The organism is Flavobacterium pokkalii, from assembly GCF_014596575.1.
Classification (GTDB): domain Bacteria; phylum Bacteroidota; class Bacteroidia; order Flavobacteriales; family Flavobacteriaceae; genus Flavobacterium; species Flavobacterium pokkalii.
This window is the reverse complement of record NZ_NASZ01000014.1, coordinates 71,857-88,970: the sequence shown is the minus strand read 5'-3', so window position 1 is coordinate 88,970 and position 17,114 is coordinate 71,857. Positions and strand designations below refer to the sequence as shown.

16 protein-coding genes are annotated in these 17,114 nt (G+C 32.9%); 1 reads left to right on the top strand and 15 read right to left on the bottom strand.

The features are described 5' to 3' along the window. The 9 genes from kwaB to B6A10_RS10060 form a co-directional block, all read right to left on the bottom strand. On the bottom strand, window positions 1–966 hold the full coding sequence (kwaB, locus tag B6A10_RS10100) for an anti-phage protein KwaB (protein WP_188220793.1): 966 nt from the start codon (window positions 964–966) through the stop codon (window positions 1–3). Between the two features lies 1 nt (window position 967). Then, window positions 968–1,537 (bottom strand): anti-phage protein KwaA, encoded by a 570-nt coding sequence (kwaA, locus tag B6A10_RS10095; protein ID WP_188220792.1) that lies wholly within the window; start codon window positions 1,535–1,537, stop codon window positions 968–970. Window positions 1,538–1,541: 4 nt separating this feature from the next. After that, window positions 1,542–2,684 (bottom strand): restriction endonuclease subunit S, encoded by a 1,143-nt coding sequence (locus B6A10_RS10090; RefSeq protein WP_188220791.1) that lies wholly within the window; start codon window positions 2,682–2,684, stop codon window positions 1,542–1,544. Continuing rightward, a complete protein-coding gene (locus B6A10_RS10085) occupies window positions 2,681–4,291 on the bottom strand; it encodes a type I restriction-modification system subunit M (RefSeq protein WP_188220790.1) in 1,611 nt (536 codons plus the stop codon). Before B6A10_RS10085 ends, B6A10_RS10090 begins: the two co-directional genes overlap by 4 nt. Before the next feature lie 405 nt (window positions 4,292–4,696). Next, on the bottom strand, window positions 4,697–5,731 hold the full coding sequence (locus B6A10_RS10080; RefSeq protein ID WP_188220789.1) for a nucleotidyl transferase AbiEii/AbiGii toxin family protein: 1,035 nt from the start codon (window positions 5,729–5,731) through the stop codon (window positions 4,697–4,699). Then, the gene (locus B6A10_RS10075) at window positions 5,724–6,335 is read right to left on the bottom strand and encodes a DUF6088 family protein (protein ID WP_188220788.1); all 612 of its coding nucleotides are present in this window, start codon (window positions 6,333–6,335) and stop codon (window positions 5,724–5,726) included. The genes B6A10_RS10080 and B6A10_RS10075 overlap by 8 nt, the downstream gene beginning before the upstream one ends. 316 nt (window positions 6,336–6,651) lie before the next feature. Beyond that, window positions 6,652–7,035: a P-loop NTPase family protein gene (locus tag B6A10_RS16350; protein WP_238929391.1), complete on the bottom strand. Its 384-nt coding sequence runs from the start codon at window positions 7,033–7,035 to the stop codon at window positions 6,652–6,654. A 519-nt stretch (window positions 7,036–7,554) separates the two neighbouring features. Further along, window positions 7,555–8,607 carry a transcriptional regulator gene (locus B6A10_RS10065; protein WP_188220787.1) on the bottom strand — a complete coding sequence of 351 codons (1,053 nt, stop codon included), beginning with the start codon at window positions 8,605–8,607 and terminating at the stop codon, window positions 7,555–7,557. 258 nt (window positions 8,608–8,865) lie between these two features. Next, window positions 8,866–9,171: a helix-turn-helix domain-containing protein gene (locus B6A10_RS10060; protein ID WP_188220786.1), complete on the bottom strand. Its 306-nt coding sequence runs from the start codon at window positions 9,169–9,171 to the stop codon at window positions 8,866–8,868. 418 nt (window positions 9,172–9,589) lie between these two features. Here B6A10_RS10060 and B6A10_RS10055 point away from each other — a divergent pair, with 418 nt between their 5' ends. Further along, window positions 9,590–9,760, top strand: coding sequence for a hypothetical protein (locus B6A10_RS10055; RefSeq protein ID WP_188220785.1), 171 nt, complete (start codon window positions 9,590–9,592; stop codon window positions 9,758–9,760). Here B6A10_RS10055 and B6A10_RS10050 read toward each other — a convergent pair. The 6 genes from B6A10_RS10050 to B6A10_RS10025 form a co-directional block, all read right to left on the bottom strand. After that, window positions 9,737–11,212: a hypothetical protein gene (locus B6A10_RS10050; protein WP_188220784.1), complete on the bottom strand. Its 1,476-nt coding sequence runs from the start codon at window positions 11,210–11,212 to the stop codon at window positions 9,737–9,739. The two genes, B6A10_RS10055 and B6A10_RS10050, sit on opposite strands and share 24 nt — an antisense overlap. Before the next feature lie 420 nt (window positions 11,213–11,632). Next, complete coding sequence (locus tag B6A10_RS10045) at window positions 11,633–12,037, bottom strand: hypothetical protein (RefSeq protein WP_188220783.1); 405 nt, start codon at window positions 12,035–12,037, stop codon at window positions 11,633–11,635. A gap of 41 nt (window positions 12,038–12,078) precedes the next feature. Beyond that, window positions 12,079–12,996, bottom strand: a complete 918-nt coding sequence (locus B6A10_RS10040) for a hypothetical protein (protein WP_188220782.1) — start codon at window positions 12,994–12,996, stop codon at window positions 12,079–12,081. Between the two features lie 24 nt (window positions 12,997–13,020). Beyond that, the gene (locus B6A10_RS10035; RefSeq protein ID WP_188220781.1) at window positions 13,021–14,610 is read right to left on the bottom strand and encodes an MFS transporter; all 1,590 of its coding nucleotides are present in this window, start codon (window positions 14,608–14,610) and stop codon (window positions 13,021–13,023) included. Window positions 14,611–14,614: 4 nt separating this feature from the next. After that, complete coding sequence (locus B6A10_RS10030; RefSeq protein WP_188220780.1) at window positions 14,615–15,676, bottom strand: HlyD family secretion protein; 1,062 nt, start codon at window positions 15,674–15,676, stop codon at window positions 14,615–14,617. A 3-nt stretch (window positions 15,677–15,679) separates the two neighbouring features. Then, window positions 15,680–17,020 carry a TolC family protein gene (locus tag B6A10_RS10025; protein ID WP_188220779.1) on the bottom strand — a complete coding sequence of 447 codons (1,341 nt, stop codon included), beginning with the start codon at window positions 17,018–17,020 and terminating at the stop codon, window positions 15,680–15,682. Window positions 17,021–17,114 lie beyond the last annotated feature (94 nt).

Here is a 17,114-nt window from a genome sequence, read left to right as displayed (position 1 = left end):
TCAAGCATTTACAACTTCTTCTACTTCTTCATCTTCGACAACATCCTTAGCAGTACTTTCATAATGTTGTGCTGTCAACTCAGATGTTAAATAAGCATCATCTAGCATTTTTATAAATAATTCCTTAGCTATTTTAGTATGTAAAATAATTTGTTCTCCATCGTCACTATATCTCATTTTATTTAATAAGGCAGGATGTGTTTTAGTAAAAGCAATGATTTGAGCATTAGGAATATTTCTAACTATTACTGGAGAATATCGTATTTTGACAACTTTACGCGCAAAACTTGTTTTGCCAAGTAAATCAATAATACCTTGTGTAGAATCCAAAATACCTAATGCTTCAACAAGTTGTAAGGAAGTAGTAGCCTCACGAACAATTACTTCATGAAAGCCATAACTCCTTTCTAATAATTTTAAATCTAAAAACACATAAGTGTTATCCACTAATACCGAATTAAAATTAGGAGTTAGACGTAATACTTTATCATTAAATCTCTCTAATCTATTATTTGAGGGCCAAAGTGAAAAACCACCACGACCAAAAACTTCAACCGATGATAATTTTTTAAATAATTTTATTTGATGTTCTTCTGTACCAATTTTTATTATTAACGAATCAATGTCACCTAAATCGTCATTTTGAAATGAAAAATTTTCAGTTTGGTCATTCAATGCTGATTCATAAAAATTTAGTCCCTCGGGTAAATCTAAATCATACTCAAAAACTGTATTCGCTCTATTATCAGCCTCTGAAACTTTTATAATAGTTTGTTCTTCTACATTAATAATTTTATCACTGATACTAGCAATAAACATATTTTGAATGTGGTTAATTTCATCATTATGAATATTAAGCTTTTTAACTATCAATGTTTCCTTCAAAACTGCAAAGATCACAGTAGAAAGTTGCTCTTGCTGATTCAAAACATTATTTAAACCTTCAATTAATTCATTTCTCGTCATTTTATTTTATTTTGGCGTAATATATTCTATCATCTAACTTTAAGTAATCGCACCTTTGATTTTTTACTAAATTATCCTTAGAAATAATGATTATTCCTTCTCTAATACCATCTTCAAAATTGCCCTCAATTTTATAGATTTTAAATCCAAGTAGAGCTAATGTTGGATTCGCATAAAAAAGATCCGTTTTAACATATATGGCACAGATAACAATTATTAATATCATTAATACAATTTGATATCGTATTTCTACAAAATTGAAACAGACTAAAGGCACAATATAGGTAGTAAGAAAGGTTAAATGCTCATAATTTATATTTTCAATTTTATTGATTCTGAAAGGCATATTTGTTGCATCTTTTAAAACATATTTAAAATCTAAAAAGGAAACAAAACCACCAATAATACCTAATAAACAAAGTATAGGAATTATGTTGGTTGATAAAAGTTTAGACCAACTAATAAAAACATAGTCTTTTTCGAAATAGACAGGAATCTGAATCGTTATAATTATTGTTAGAATAAAAAATAACCAAAGTGATAAGATAAATAAACCAATTTTTCGCATCATAATTTTACATTTTTACTCTTATTTCACCACTCATTAAATATGGTAATAAGGTATCACGGGTTTGAGTAAGGGTTTGGATTTGTATATTGTTAGATTCTAACTTTTGATAGAATGGTTTAACAATATCATCGAAATTCATAACTACCTCATCTATGGGAATAACTATTGGAATCTGGTTAAGCACTTGTGTCGTTAAACTTGGTACAGCAGAACCTACATTCATAGCTGATAAATCCAAAGATTTTAAAAATAAAAACGTGAATCTTCCAAAAAAAGATTTTAAAATCTCACTATAAAACATTGTATCTACTGACCAAAATGGCTCATTTAGATAAAACAAATTACTTAAGGTTCCTTTTCGGGGAATTAAAATAGATGGTTTTTGATATAATGGTTTTTCAACATATCTCATAATACCACCAGAACCATAAAGAGGGATATTGCCATCATCTAAGTGTTTATGATCTTTTCCATATTTAATATCTAAAATATCACCCAACTTTCCAACTCTCCATCTCTCCGGCAATTCATCACCAATTTGATATTTCCCAAACCATTCTTTAAAAATAGTTTGAGCGAGTTCTTCTAGGGTTTTGTTTTGGGCTTGTAAAAGTTCTATTTTATCATCGAAAGATGTTAGAATTGCTGCTATTGATTTTTGTTCATCGGTATCATTTGGTACTAAAAAAGAAAGAGATTCGAAATTTGATTTATTTAAAATTGGCATTGTAGAACCATTACCAATTGCATTTTTTCGTAATATTGGATAGGCGTTTTTTAGTAGATAATAAACAAAATCGAAATTTTCTTTTTCATTGATTTGAATTGCATTAATTTGTTGATTTGTTAATGCAATATTCTTATTTATTACAACCTTTCCCATATCACTACCAATACAAGTAACAATAACAGAATTGGCAGGTAAAAGCATTTTTTTAAATCTAATTTTACCTGAGCTAGATAATTTTCTAGGTGTATTTGAAATATATTTTAGATCATTAGTTATTTCAGAAGGTGTTATAAAGTTTATAAGATCACCCCAATCTTCTGGATTGTTTTTAGAAGGGGTTTTACCAGTAATTACTTTTCCATATTCATTCAAAGTAATTTTCCCCCATCCATCTAGAATATTTACTGCTTCACTCATAACGTAAACCCAATTTTAGCCAATTGCTTAGCGATTTCCTCATTCAATTCTACCTCTTTTTCCATTTGAGCTTTTAGCGTAGTAGTTAGGGTAGCCATTTTTTCTTCAAAAGGAATTCCATCATCTTCAACATCGGCAATACCTACATAGCGGCCAGGGGTCAATACAAAATCGTGTTTTTCTATTTCTGTAAGAGTGGCGCTTTTGCAGTAGCCTTTTACATCTCGATACGATTTGGTCGTTCCTCCCAAATCACTCGATGTGACGTGTGCTTGGTCCCTCGACTCCGCTCGGGATGACAAGCTCGAAGTGGCCACCCCTTCGACAAGCTCAGGGTGACCTTTACGCCAATTGTGGTAGGTGTCGGCAATAGTATTGACTTCTTCATCGGTCAAATCACGGTGTACACGGGTTTTCATGTAGCCCATTTCGGAAGCATCAATAAATAATACTTCTTTGTTATGGTGGTTTTTGTCACGGCGCATAATCCAGATACAAGCTGGAATACCCGTATTGTAAAATAACTGTTTTGGCAATGCTATAATACATTCTATTAAATCGGCCAAGACCATGTTTTTACGGATGTCGCCTTCGCCTGAGGTATTGGAACTTAACGAACCGTTACTTAACACCGTTGCCATCACTCCACGAGGCGATAGGTGGTATAACATGTGTTGCAGCCAGCCGTAATTGGCGTTTCCGTTGGGCGGAACTCCGTGTTTCCAACGGGCATCTTCCTGTAAAATATCAATTCCCCATTCGGATTGATTAAAAGGTGGGTTGGCCAGAATGAAGTCGGCTTTTAAATCGGGATGTGCGTCTTTTAGGAATGAACCTTCGCTGTTCCAGGCTACAAACTTGGAGTTGATGTTCCGGATAGCTAAGTTCATTTTTGAAAGCTTCCAAGTGGTTTGGTTACTTTCTTGTCCGTACACTGTAATGTCGTTAATGCGGCCTTGGTGGTCTTCGACGAACTTTTCACTCATTACAAACATTCCGCCCGAACCACAAGCAGGGTCATAAACACGCCCGCTATAGGGTTCTATCATTTCGACCATTAGTTTTACAATGGATTTTGGCGTGTAGAATTGGCCTCCCTTTTTTCCTTCGGCATTGGCAAACTCGCCTAGGAAGTATTCGTAAACTCTTCCGAATAAATCTTTGGAGTTTTCGTTTTCCGCTTGTAAGTCGGTATTGGAGATTAAGTCAATTAATTCCCCTAATGCGGTTTTGTCTAAATTAGCCTTTCCGTATACTTGTGGCAACACGTTTTTCAGTTCTTTATTTTCACGCTCGATAGCTACCATTGCCTCGTCTATCGTTTGACCAATAGTGGGAAGTTTCGCATTGGCGTGAATGTGGCTCCAACGGGCTTCTTTGGGTACAAAGAAAATGTTGGCCGCTAGGTATTCGTCACGGTCTTCGGGATCTGAATATTCGTCGTTTTGTAACTCAAGGTACTTTTCGGTAAAAGATTCAGAGATGTATTTTAGAAAGATAAGTCCTAACACTACGTGCTTGTATTCGGCTGCATCTATGTTTTTTCGGAGTTTATCGGCTGACTTAAAGAGTTTTTGCTCAAAAGTGGTATTATCAATTTTTGCCATTAACATTTTTTGTAAAATAATAAGTGTAAACATACAAAAAAGCTACTTAAGGAAAAATTGTAACTTAACTAAAATAATAGATTTCTTATTAACAATTTGTAAGAAATGAATTGAAAATTTATGAGTTTGAATTATTTTTTATCGTTTATCACTCGTTTCCCTATCAAAACCTATCAAATTAAACATTGCTCTCATGCGGGATCGGAGTGGGTTTCCGTAAGCCTTTTCAATTTCGAAAGCGGATAGGTTAGTGGTGATGTGGGTGATGGTTTTGGCTATGAAAATATCGTAGGAACATAAGAGGATATCGCCCATGACATTACATTGGTTACCATAGTGTTTGATGCCATTTTCAGTTCTTAGAATATCGAAGCGGTAATCGAATAAGTGATTTGTTGCAACATTTTATGGTGTATTAGGACTGGTAAATTTAGACTTCATTGTCCAGTTAACATCATTGATTTTTGTTTTCAAATTTGTTAATTGTTTTATTATTTGTTTGAAAGTTGGGGCATCGCCATAAATCATTTCAGTAAGCATCGTTTGGTAATCGGCTTCCCATGCTTTAATAATTTCATCCGGTGGAATAGGGTTAATGCTTTGTGGCTGGTGTAGGCTGTAATCTACCTGACTTACTCTCGTAAATTGATGTCTGTGGTTGACAATTGTTTCGTATAGTTGTGTATCGGTCAAAGCATTGTCTGCGATGCCAGTTTTTGATAATTGATATACATCGTACAAGTGACGGCTTAGTCTATCGACTCTGGTTAATTGATTGGGTTTACTGAACTCTTCATGCAACAGGAATATTTTTTCAAGGAATGTACGTTCGGGAACGACTGTTGGTACTTGAATAGCAGGCATTGCAAAATTTGTTTCGGGGTAATGTTCATCTAAGAGTGCACTAATAGGCTGTAACTTGAAAGGTTCTCTAAGTGAACGGCAACCAATTTCGATTTGCACTCTGGGTTGAAGATAACCCGGAGATTCAATAACATTTGGATAGTGCATCAGAATGATTTTAGGGTCTTGATCGGATTCGGTACTATTGAGGATTTCCCATTGAACATCATTAAAACCTTTATCAGACATTCGTTGTTTTAATTCCGGATAAAATGTATGAGTGATGTACTGATTGGCTTTTTTGCGTAAAGCAGTAATTTCCTTTTTCTTGAGTTCACCGTCAAAGCCTAAGAAGCTTCTGTCGATGGCTAAATCAACATCTTCCGAAAAGCGGTTAATCAATCCCCAAGCTTTGCTCAAAGAAGTACCGCCCTTAAAAACTAAATGCTGTCCTGACTGCATTTCGAAAATAGTTGTCAATACCTGAACTACCCACCAGTCTTTTTCGACTGCGTGAGCCGCCATTCCTGTATTTTCAGCAATTTGAGTGTAGGCAATAGTTTTGCGTTCATCCGGGAATGTCAACCATTTATTCATCGGTATCTTTTTTTAGTGCCTGGCGCATGATAATTCGAATCCATTCGGGAGCCAATTTGATGTCATGTTCTAATCGGTATGGATCTTCATTTTTCAGGCGGTCTATTATTATTTGTTTTTCGTTTTCGGAAATATGGTCTTTGCCAATTTCTCTGGCTGCCTGAATGACTAAGCTGCTTATTTGGCCAATGGCCGATAAATTTTTAGGACTCGTCTTTTTGAATATGATTTTTCGCTTGCCTAAATCAATTTTGCGCGCTGCTCCATCGGTAAGGTAAACGGCATTCATCGGAATTTGGGTAGAAAGTCCCAAAGCGTTTAGTGCCAAACTGCCTGTTGGGATTATCCTGGCTTTATCTCTTTTTGCGATTGCCTGTGCAATGGCCTCTGTGCTGGGTTTTAAAACTCCAAAAACCGGGTCTGTTTCCAAGCGGGCATAGATACCTCTTGCCACGCGGGAAATCATTTCTTTTATGACCAATCTCTCCAATGCTTTTGCGACGGCTTTAGCCGAACCAAAAGAAAGAAAATCTTCGGTAAAAAATAGCGAACCCCTCTTGGCTTTTTTAATTTTTAAAATTACTTTATCATCAATGCTTTGCATGGTTTTTATGTGAAGAATTTGTCGCAAAAATAGTAAATATTTGCGACAAAATAACATTGTTTAAGTTTTGGAAGTACAATAGTTTTATTGCGGAAAGTTAATTTGTTTTTTGTCCCAAATTTTGTCCCAAATTTTGTCAATAATTGGGACAACTATTGCATATTGCTATATGCAACTGATAAAAGGCTCGTTTTATAATACAGTTATTTACTTTGAAATATTTCATTTGCGGTTTACTACAGATTGTGTAGTGTTTTGCGAATGGAATATTTGTTAATTTTGGCAGTAAATTGAATTTATTGCCGAAAGTTAATTGCTATTTCCGTTTGTCTATTGCGCTTCTATCAAAAGCGATGAGGTTGCCTATTTCTCTTAATCTGCTTCTCACTCTGTTACCGTAATGGGTTTCAATTTCTGAAGCGGATAGATTGGTTGTGATGTGGGTTAGTAATTTTTTTGAAATGAAAAGATCGTATCTTGATAATAGAATTTCAGCCATTACATTGCATTCGTTACCGTAGTATTTTAGGTTGTTTTCTACTCCTAAATCATCGAAGCATATTGTTTTTGGTTGGGATTCGTATAATTTTCCGATGCTGTATTTGTGAATGATTTGATAGCCGTCCTGGATGAATTCAAAGCTGATGTCGCGGCATGGTTTTACTGAGAATTTGTGTTCGATAGGAGTGAGGTGTTTCATTAGGTTCATTAGTGATGTTTTGCCACAGCCGACTGGTCCAGAAAGAAGGATTCCTTTGTTGAGGTTGATTCCGTATTGATAGCATGTTGGTTCGTCTTTGAGGAAATAGGCTATGAGTTTGTAGATTACAGAGTAATCAGATTCATGGATTTTGAAGTGATTACCGTACAGTTCTAAGCCTTTTTTTTCAAGCCAAAGGATTATATCAGGATAGTTGTAGTGGGATTTTATTTCGTTCATAATGGAACAAATATTTTAGTTTTTAGATCTTTTCTTTTTTCCTTGATGAAAAAAGAAACAAAAAAATCAAGTCTTGGAACCCTCGTCGGTCAAATTATTTTTTGAATGCTAAAAGAAAAGAACTCGGCTAAAGCCTCAAACAGCTTTTCTTTTTACGCATTCTTCAAACATTTGACGCTCGACTGCGGATTCCTTGGACAATGAAAGCGGAAGTTTTATTTTCATTTTACGAATTCTGCGAATATTTGACACTCGCTTCCAAACTCTATGTCGCTAAAATCACAAAGGTTCTGCATAGTTTTTGTCGATTGTTGCGTTGAGATTTTGACGGTGATGTGCTGGTGTTGTATCGGTGTTGTGATTGAAATTAATACTGTTTAATATCCAATTTTGTGCTGATGCTTGCCAATCGACCATGGGTGTTTTTCCTCCAACTAACCAACCCACACTGGAGAAATAATTGAAGAACTTTTGTGCTTCGAGTTCCGGGAAGTTGTTTTCCTGGAAATAGGTTTTTATTTCATCGATAGTTGGATTGAGTTCCTTCGACTGCGCTCGGGATGACAAATTGGAATTTTCAATTTCATTCTTTTGCCGACTTTTTTCAGTTTGATTTTTATCGGAGTCGGCGAATGTTAAAAACATTTCTTTTTTCGCGGAACTTTTTTGCCGACTGGTTTCAGTTTGCTTCGCATTGTAGTCGGCGAATGCCGGATTAGGAAGATTGCTTTTAACTTCAAGTTTTTCATCCGGCATTTCTTTTTCTTCTTTTTTCGCGGAACTTTTTTCTTCTTTAATCATCTCGACTTCGCTCGATGTGACATTGTTGTAACTGTAATTTTTTGCTTGCTTGTTCAAGTTTGCAACGTTTTTTTTGTTTGAAATGTTTGTATTGTTTATATAGTTTATATAAGGTACTACTGCTTGTTCAGTACTTGTTTCATTACTTGTACAAGACTTGTTTAGAGCCTGTTCACTGACTTGTTTAAAAAGAAGTTCATTATTTGGTTTTCTCTCACTTTTAGGAACCGGTTTTAAATCGTCTGAAAAATTGAATAAATAAACGTGACTACCTTTGAATGGATTATAAGATGGTTCGTAATTGATGTAGCCCAAAGCGTGCAAGTTTTTCAGGCATTTGTGATAGGTGGCTTTGGAGCTGATTTTGCTAATGCGCATGACTTCGTCACGGGAAATGCTAATCGGGTTTTTGAAGCGATTGCAATTCCAGAATTGGAATAAAGCGATGTATAAGCTTATATGGGTTGGATTGAGTGTTTTGTCTATGGCTACTTTTTCGAAGAAACCAGTGAGGTGTTTGATGTAATTCATGTTTATGTGTTTGTTGTTTATTGTTTTTCTTTTGGCTTGACCCAAAAGAAACAAAAAGTCAAGGCTAGGAATCTTCAGCGGTCAATTTAAATTTCAAATCCTAAAAGAAAAGAACTCGCTGCGCTCAAACAGCTTTTCTTTTTACGGATTTTTCAATTAATTGACACTCGCTTGCAGATTCTAATGCCATTTTCGATTCGTGATGTCCGACAGCGGAAGCTAAGGACCTGTTTTTAAGAAAAAGTATCTCTATGTAGTTCATCGCACTAGCCATTTTGGATTGAACAAGGTGACTGTAGCATCGACTTTATTGGCTTCCAGTAGTTTATTTAAATCGGTACTGGAGTAGTATAAGATTCCTCCAATCTTAGTGTAGGTGATGGTTCCGTTGATGCGGAGGTTTTGGAGTGTGCCGGGGGAGATGTTTAGCAGTTTGCGGACTTCATTGGATTTGAGCCATTGTTTTGTTTGCTCTGGTTTGGATTGCAGGATTTCTTTAAGTTCAGATAGTAAAAGTGCTCTGAATTCGTTTAGGTCTTCTTTTGTGATAATTTCGATTGGCATACTGTTTTATTTTAAATTGACTACAAATAGAATATACTTTTCTTTACTGCGCCAGTTGTGGGGGTTGTACAACCCCTGTCAAATAGTAGCAAAACAAGCTATTTGAATGAAAAAAGTTTTTAATACTAGTCTTAGAAATTGTATTTAAATTGATTTATGATTAGATTTGCTTTGTAAATAAATACAGAGGATTTATCTTCTTACGACATATTAGCGAAAGTTATTTCGAGCATCAGAAAACCGCCAAAAATTCTAAACAAGCTCTACAAATAAACTGTCGCCTACGCAATGCGTGGGCTCGGTTTATCGGAGCTGTGGGTGCTTGGCGGTACCTCTGATGCTGGTGATCGATGTCCCACGCAGTTTGTTTATAGCAACTCCAACCGGGACGTGATTTTAAATTTTATCTTTTAAAATTATGAATACAAAGCAGGAGGTTATATCGCCGGAACTACAGGAATTTATGGATACACAAAAAATCCCAAGCCTAGCCGCTTTATTAGTTATTGATGATGAGCGCTTACTTGGGATGGAAGGTTTTGGATGGCGATTACTAAAAGAGGTACTACAACTTCGAAAGATTCAATAATTCGATTATTTTTTCTCTTACTGCATTCCTTGTAGTTGTTTCTACATTGTAGTACTTTGAATTCAGACTATCTGTCGAAATTGAATTGGTCATTTTGGTTTTAAAATTATCTGCAATGAATTTGAAGATAGCTCTTTGTGTAGGTGGCTGGATGATTCCTGATTGAATTAATAATCCAAAGAAATAACTCAGTTGCGGCACCGATAGGTCAGTATGGAATTTGGTTTTTGTTTCTACATTTTTTGGATTCGTTGTAGCATAAGATTCTAACATTCTTTTTTGATTTAGGTATTGGATTTCTTCCTCTAACCAACCCGAGATTTGTTTTTTAGCAGATGGTAATTTTGTATTCCATTTGTTATTTGCATATAATTGTCTCTGATTGGTGTTCTTAAGGTATTTGTATAAAATTTTGAATTTTTCAACATCATTGTCTTCTCTTTCTAATTCTTTATTTATTTCATCGGTATAGTAATAAAAAAAGTCTAAAGAATTAAAATTAAATTCCAACATAATTTCTTTTAGACACTTTTTTGTTTTCTGTTTGTATTTAACTTGGTTGTACAGAGTAGGGATTAATTCAGAAGCATATAACAGTTCACTATAAGTAATTTTTTGTTGAAGATCCAGCTCCATAATTTTTGAAAAGCTTTGCAAAATGATTTCTATTACTTCTTGTATTGAACAGTTACCAGAATCTAGTTTTAGTTCTTTGTATTTTAATTCTATCTCTATTTTTGTATTTATGATTGTTTTAATTGGAGCTTGACTATTTTTATCTAAGTATTTGAAATATTCTTTCTCTAAAAAGCGTATTGCTTTTTCGACAGCGTTATAGATGATTTTGAGGCAATCTTTATCCGAATAAGTTGTAGAGTATTGGTAAAGTTCAATAGCGTTTTTGGGATTTATTTTTTTAACTAATTTAGCTGCCAAGCTTTCTAATGCGAATTGTTTTTTATGAATGTAGGTTTCTATTTGTTCAATGGAATATAATTCTGAAATGGTTTCTTTTATTCTTTTTTGTATTGTTTCTGTTTCCCGTTTTAGAATCAGACTACAATATAAAAAATAGAGTTGTTCTTTTTCAACTTCTTCTATTTTGATATTGGTTAGAATATATAACTGAGTTGTTTTGTTTTCATTATCCCAATAGTATTTTTTTTCCAGCTCTTGAATATTAAGTTCTTGCTCGATTTGAGGTAATAAGAATTTGAATTCCTCTAATAAATTGCATTTTAAGTCTTTAATGACAGTGGCATATGGATGAAAGCTATGTAGTTTACTTTCGATTTTATATGTTGTTTTTTTTAAGGAAATAGTATGAATGCAAAAGCTTTCCAGCATTAAACTATTAATGTAATCAATGATTTCAGTTGTTGGTTTTTTTCTTGAACTTAGAATTTCACTAATTAGTGTGTCATAAATTTCCAGTGGGTAATTAAACTTCATAAACGTAATAAACTATATTCTATTGGTATCGATATTTTTATAAAGCGGGCTTTAAAAAGATACAATTGAAATTAGTCCTACTATGGGATTTGGTTCAGTTATGAAGTTGAAAACAGCTTTCAGTAATCTGAATATTTGAAGTCCTAAAATAGTTAATCAATTGTATTAAAAGCGATTGATTTTGTATTCATTTTGGACAACTGTAATTTAATTTTGGAAAAAAAATAGCTTAGGTTTATTTACTACGTTTTTCCATGAAATAAATCCGTGGTATTAAGTTGGATGTGTTTATTTTTAAGGGATATTTAGCCAGCCCTTATTTTTTCTATACTATTATGATGTGTGATGCTAGTATGATTTTCCATGGCAATGAAAATGTCTTAAAAATTATAATTCTTCTATTGTTTTTTATATAAGAAGTTATTCCCAAGTTCCTTGAATGGCAATATTCAAACTATCGTTTTCTACTTCCATATCAATAGGGAATATAATTTTATATTTATCCATGTCGATATCGCAACGTCCCAAATAACCATCGGTTTCACTCCATAACTGTACATTGTAAGCTTTGCCATATAGCTGCATTCCTATAGATGGGAACACCTTAAAAGTGGCAGGCATAGTATAATCGCTTGGATAAAATCCAGTTTCTGTTAAAGGGATTTCGGAATCGTTTCTAAATACTTTAAAGTAAAGTTTTTGAGCCGGAAGGGTAGTCCTCCTTTCAAAATTATTGAGTTTGATTGTTTTTAGCGTAAATGTATTATTGTCATTGGTACAACTCATCATAAAAAGAATGAGTAGTGAAAAGATTATTTTTTTCATTGTAATTTATATTAAAATATTAACTATTCCGGATAAGCTGTTTAACGTTGTGAGGAAAGTAATTCGAGTTCTATTGTTTTGTTTTCTATTTCTTTGATTAAGATCTGTAGTGTTTTTATAAAATCGGTCTTGTTCCAGTCTCTATGTTTTATTTTAATTTTTGTACTCAATGGTTTTTCGAAAAAATAATAATAAAGTGAATCATAGTCAGGATTAGCATTGTTTTTTATTAATTCGATTTGTTTTGAATAGAATGTAATCCTGTAGTCAAAATAATCGTTTAAATTTTCTATTTGCTTTGACAGACTTTGGTTGTCTAAGTATTGTGTTAACAGAGCAATATAATTTTGCCATTGTAAATTGTATTTTGTTTTATTTATTTTTTGATAGCATACAGCACAGTTGAAGAAAAGGATTTCAAAGTTACTTTGACTGTTTGTATTTTTATAAGGGATTAGTATTTTGGTATTATTAAAAGCCAGACAAAAAGAAGATTGTGAAATATTTTTTTTAGAAAAAACAGGTTCAATATTTATGTTTTTTGTTTTTTCGGCAGTTAAGTGAATACTTTGCTTTATTTTTTTAGGACTAAAAACATAAGATTTGTATTCTTTGAAAAAGCTTGTAACAATTTCATCAAAAATTAAATACTGGTTCATTTTGTCAATAAAAAACCATTCCTTTTTTTCAATATAATTATCAGTGTTTACAGATTCTATTGTTACATATAGTAATTCATAGTTTTCAAATAAAAAAATAGTAATGCTTCCCCGATTATTTGAAGAAAACAAAATGATGGACTCATTGGATTCGTATTCCACTTTAAGGCTCTTATCGAGTTCCAGTAAACAAGAAATCAAAGTTTTGAATTTTAATCCTATTTGCTGTTTTACTATTTTGGAACTATATAAGACAAACCAAAGTATAGCCAGAAGCGCTATTGTATAAATTAGCCACATATTAAGTTTTAATTTTATAAATGATTAGAAAGGAGAAGGTTGTTTTTTTGTAATTGTGACAATAGTTCTATTGATGTATGGAAATAATGCCACCATGATAATTGTTACTATTATAAGTGCACTGATTGCTTCATAATAATCTATTGCGTATCGAATATGATCTTGTGCATTTATAGTATTCACCAGCATTTTATTAGCTGCTTTTTTTGCATAGGTTGCGGTTGCACCATGCTGTGTTAAAAGGTTTTTATAATGCTCTATTTTTTGAAAACTAGTTGTATTGTCAAAAGAGATATTGTTTTGAAAAGTATTAAAATGTTTGCTTTTTGAATACAATTCAAAATAATTCATCAGACCAATACTAAAATAAAACCCCAAACATCGCATTAATAAGCAGATACCTGCAGATGTAGCACTTAGCCTTTCAGGAACCGATGCTACCATAAAGATAATAGATGGGGTCATGAGCATACCCACACCTAATCCCTGAATGAGCAAAGGAAGATAGAAATAGTTTTCATTAGCTTCTATAGTGAAGATAACAATCATTCCTGCATAATAGATAAACAGAAGCATGAAACCATATATCCAAAGTAGGCGTATAGGACGATTTTGTAAAACAAATACTCCTGAAATTATTACACCTATAATTATTCCTAAGATATTAAATAGTGTAATGTAGCCAATATGAATGGGGTCTAGTTTTAAAACATTTTGAAAATATGTGGTGGTAATTGATAATGCGAAGCGACAGATATAAAAGATAATAATAATTAAAGCTCCTAGTTTAAAATTACGGTATTTAAATACTTCTAAGTTAAAATAAGGTCGTTTTAAAGAGGTTTGTCTGATGAAAAAAAGTGCGCCACAGGTTAGAATTGCCAACGTACTCCAACAAATACGGGGATCTTCTAACCAGTAATACTCTTGTCCATATACCATGATGTATCCTGTCAAGGTAAGTGAAATAGCGTACAATAAAAAGCTTGGCCAGTCCAATTGGTATAAAGGAAACTTAACATCTAATCTAACATTATTCATGAACAACAATAAAAAAAGAAGACTAGGCAAGTAAGAGAACATGGCGCACTTATAAAGAAAATTGAAATTAAACGAATCGATTATTTCTGCTGTAATAAAATTATTAAATGGGATCATAGAGACTAACATTCCAAAGAAAATGGAATAACCAATTACTCTGGCTCTTTGTGTTCTTAATCTGGAATAAATCATTGATAAAGATAAATTTACTGTCATGGTAAAAGCCATACCCTGAATGAATCTAAAAGGGAAAAGTATGCTGTTTTCCTGTGTAGCATAACACACATAAGAACTCAGAATTTGTATGATGGTAATAATGATAAAATATTCTTTAGCTGCTAAGAATCTAAAAAATCTTCTTTCTAATGAAAAGAAAGAAACATAACCGGCATAGAATAATGCTACTGAAAAATAGACATCATAAGTTTCAATTCCTGTGTTTCCAGCTGCTGCATTGACATTGGCCATAGGTAAAAAGAATAATACTAAACTAGGTAGTAGTACTATAAACAAGGTTATTTTTACCAGCCATTCAGGAACCCAGGATTTGAATAAGAAACTTTTTGGAAGCATTTTATTATTGGTTTTTAGCTATGGTAACATTAACATTCATTCCTGCCTTAAGTAAATCAGATTCATTTTTAGGATTTGTTACTCTTATTCTAACAGGGATACGTTGTACAATTTTGACATAATTTCCTGTTGAGTTATCAGGCGGAAGTAATGAAAAACTAGATCCGGTAGCGGGAGAAAATGATATTATTACTCCTTTGAAAATTTTATTAGGATAGGAATCAGCAGTGAAAGTTGCAGTATCTCCTAACTTCATCGTTTCGATTTGAGTTTCCTTATAATTTGCAACAATCCATTTGTCTGTTTCAGCATTTACAATATAAGCGAGAACCTGTCCGGGATCAATCATTTGCCCCACTTCAATAGTTCTTCGTCCCATATAACCGTCATAAGAAGCAACTACAGCTGTGTATGTTACATCTAGTTTATGGCGGTCTAACAAGGATTCTAATCTTTTGATTTCGGCTTCGACCACTGCTTCCTGGGCTTTTGCATCATTTACTTCAGATAATGAAGCCTGGTATTTTTCAGTTGAAGATGTAAGTTCTGCTTTAGCAATGTCATAATTGGCTTGTACAGCTTCTAATTTTTGTTGGGTTGCTGATTCTGTTTCCACTAATTTTTTATAACGATTCAGTTCCAGTTTTTGTTTCACAAGTTCGGCTTTATTGACTTCAATTTTTGAGCTATATACCTGAGTCGTTTTAGTTAAGGTTTGTACCTTACTTTTCCAAACTAAGAGTTGCGCTTTTGCATTTATCAAAGCTGCTTCTGTTTGACTTTGTTGTATGGTGTATTCTCTTTGGTCAATTAAAATAAGAGTATCTCCTTTTTTGACTGCTTGATTTTCTTCAAATTTAACTGCGGTTATAAATCCTCCGGCTCTTGCTATCACCGGATTGATGTATTCCTGCACCTGTGCGTCATTAGTATATTCATTATGGTAGATATCCCATAAAGTGATGATTCCCCATATGATTAAAACAACAGCAATAATTCCTGCAATCCAAGCCGTAATTTTGGTAATTAATTTATCGGTAACTGTGTATTGATTTCTAGTTCTCATTTTTTAAAGTGTTCCTAAGACATTTTGAAGTTGATAGTATTGAATTTGTGCTTCGATTTTAGAGGAAGCATATTTGAATTGACTTTCTAATAATTGAATATCGGCATCTAATAAATCAGTAATAAGTGCTGATTGATTGAAATAGTTTTGTTTTACAATCCGAGCGTTTTCTGCTGATTGATCAATGTCTTTTTTATTTACATCAATCCGAATTAAAGCTTCTTTGAATCGTTGGTAATTTTGAAAAACCTGTTCTCTCATTTTATCATCGGTATGATGATGTTCTACTTCTTCTTTTTCGAGATTTATTTTAGCAATTCGCTCTTTGGGTTTATTGATATAAAGCTCAGAAAGTGGAATGGAGGCTCTTACTCCGAAAATTCCCAATGTATAATTGCTTGGTGAATAAGGGAATAAAAATATCTGAGGATTAGCAATAAAAAATTCACCATATAAGCCTACTTTGGGTTTTACATTGGCTTTAATGCTCTTAAGATCTAATTTTTTTATTTCTACATTTTTTTCAGAAATATGGTATTCATAAGCATTAGTTTTGGCTATTTCTAAATACTCTTCATAAGATTTTAGATTAATGAGTTCAGGATTGATTTCATTCAAGGGATTGATCAATTGTTCATCTGGTAAGCCAATAATAATATTGAGTTTTTGATTGGCAATAATAATATCATTTTCAATCTTGACCAGCATCATCTTTTGATTGGATAATTTTAGTTCCACTCTTAAAAGATCGCTTTTTAAAACTGTACCGTGTTTATAGAGTTCTTTTATTTCGTTTAACTGCTTTTCCTGATTAGCAATATCTTTAATCATTAAATCCTTAAAAATAATGCTACGTTGTAAGTCTAAATAATAAGCCGCTGTTTGCAATTTAATTTCTGAAACAGTTAAGTTTTTTTGTATTTGAGCCATTTCATAGGCGACTTTCTTTTTATCAATTTTTAAATTTAATTTGTTTCCATTATAGATATTAAAGTAATAATCAGTGCCTAATTTGTATAATAAATGGATCACTTCATGCTGAGTAGGTTTGTTAAAAAGACCTTTTTCGTATACCGGAATATTAGTAGCGTATTCATAATTTCCTTTTAATACTATTTCCGGAAATCGTTCGTGTTTACTTTCGGCTATTTCTTCTTTGCTAACTTCTACTTCAAGATTATTGATGTTAATTTCTTTGCTGTATTCTAAAGCTTTATTCCAGGTTTGATTTAATGTAAGTGTTGGCTTTTTTTGAATTGTATTTGTTGGATTTTGTGCCAATAAAAAAGATGAATTTTGCACTAATAGATACAATAAAAAGTACTTTTTGACGTGATTAAACATTTGTATTTAGATTTTGATGATGCAAATATAAATTCGATAAGAGGTCAACTATTTGCTTAAAACAGACTATTGTTTTATGATTTCAGCCAATAGC

What these genes read in the sequence shown, in the direction of transcription:
- B6A10_RS10055 (WP_188220785.1), top strand. Translation starts at nt 9,590, where the DNA reads ATGAATACAAAGCAGGAGGTTATATCGCCGGAACTACAGGAATTTATG.
- B6A10_RS10090 (WP_188220791.1), bottom strand. Translation starts at nt 2,684, where the DNA reads ATGAGTGAAGCAGTAAATATTCTAGATGGATGGGGGAAAATTACTTTG.
- kwaA (WP_188220792.1), bottom strand. Translation starts at nt 1,537, where the DNA reads ATGATGCGAAAAATTGGTTTATTTATCTTATCACTTTGGTTATTTTTT.
- B6A10_RS10065 (WP_188220787.1), bottom strand. Translation starts at nt 8,607, where the DNA reads ATGAATTACATCAAACACCTCACTGGTTTCTTCGAAAAAGTAGCCATA.
- B6A10_RS10080 (WP_188220789.1), bottom strand. Translation starts at nt 5,731, where the DNA reads ATGAATAAATGGTTGACATTCCCGGATGAACGCAAAACTATTGCCTAC.
- B6A10_RS10035 (WP_188220781.1), bottom strand. Translation starts at nt 14,610, where the DNA reads ATGCTTCCAAAAAGTTTCTTATTCAAATCCTGGGTTCCTGAATGGCTG.
- B6A10_RS10085 (WP_188220790.1), bottom strand. Translation starts at nt 4,291, where the DNA reads ATGGCAAAAATTGATAATACCACTTTTGAGCAAAAACTCTTTAAGTCA.
- B6A10_RS10025 (WP_188220779.1), bottom strand. Translation starts at nt 17,020, where the DNA reads ATGTTTAATCACGTCAAAAAGTACTTTTTATTGTATCTATTAGTGCAA.
- B6A10_RS10060 (WP_188220786.1), bottom strand. Translation starts at nt 9,171, where the DNA reads ATGCCAATCGAAATTATCACAAAAGAAGACCTAAACGAATTCAGAGCA.
- B6A10_RS10040 (WP_188220782.1), bottom strand. Translation starts at nt 12,996, where the DNA reads ATGTGGCTAATTTATACAATAGCGCTTCTGGCTATACTTTGGTTTGTC.
- B6A10_RS16350 (WP_238929391.1), bottom strand. Translation starts at nt 7,035, where the DNA reads ATGAAACACCTCACTCCTATCGAACACAAATTCTCAGTAAAACCATGC.
- B6A10_RS10075 (WP_188220788.1), bottom strand. Translation starts at nt 6,335, where the DNA reads ATGCAAAGCATTGATGATAAAGTAATTTTAAAAATTAAAAAAGCCAAG.
- B6A10_RS10050 (WP_188220784.1), bottom strand. Translation starts at nt 11,212, where the DNA reads ATGAAGTTTAATTACCCACTGGAAATTTATGACACACTAATTAGTGAA.
- B6A10_RS10045 (WP_188220783.1), bottom strand. Translation starts at nt 12,037, where the DNA reads ATGAAAAAAATAATCTTTTCACTACTCATTCTTTTTATGATGAGTTGT.
- kwaB (WP_188220793.1), bottom strand. Translation starts at nt 966, where the DNA reads ATGACGAGAAATGAATTAATTGAAGGTTTAAATAATGTTTTGAATCAG.
- B6A10_RS10030 (WP_188220780.1), bottom strand. Translation starts at nt 15,676, where the DNA reads ATGAGAACTAGAAATCAATACACAGTTACCGATAAATTAATTACCAAA.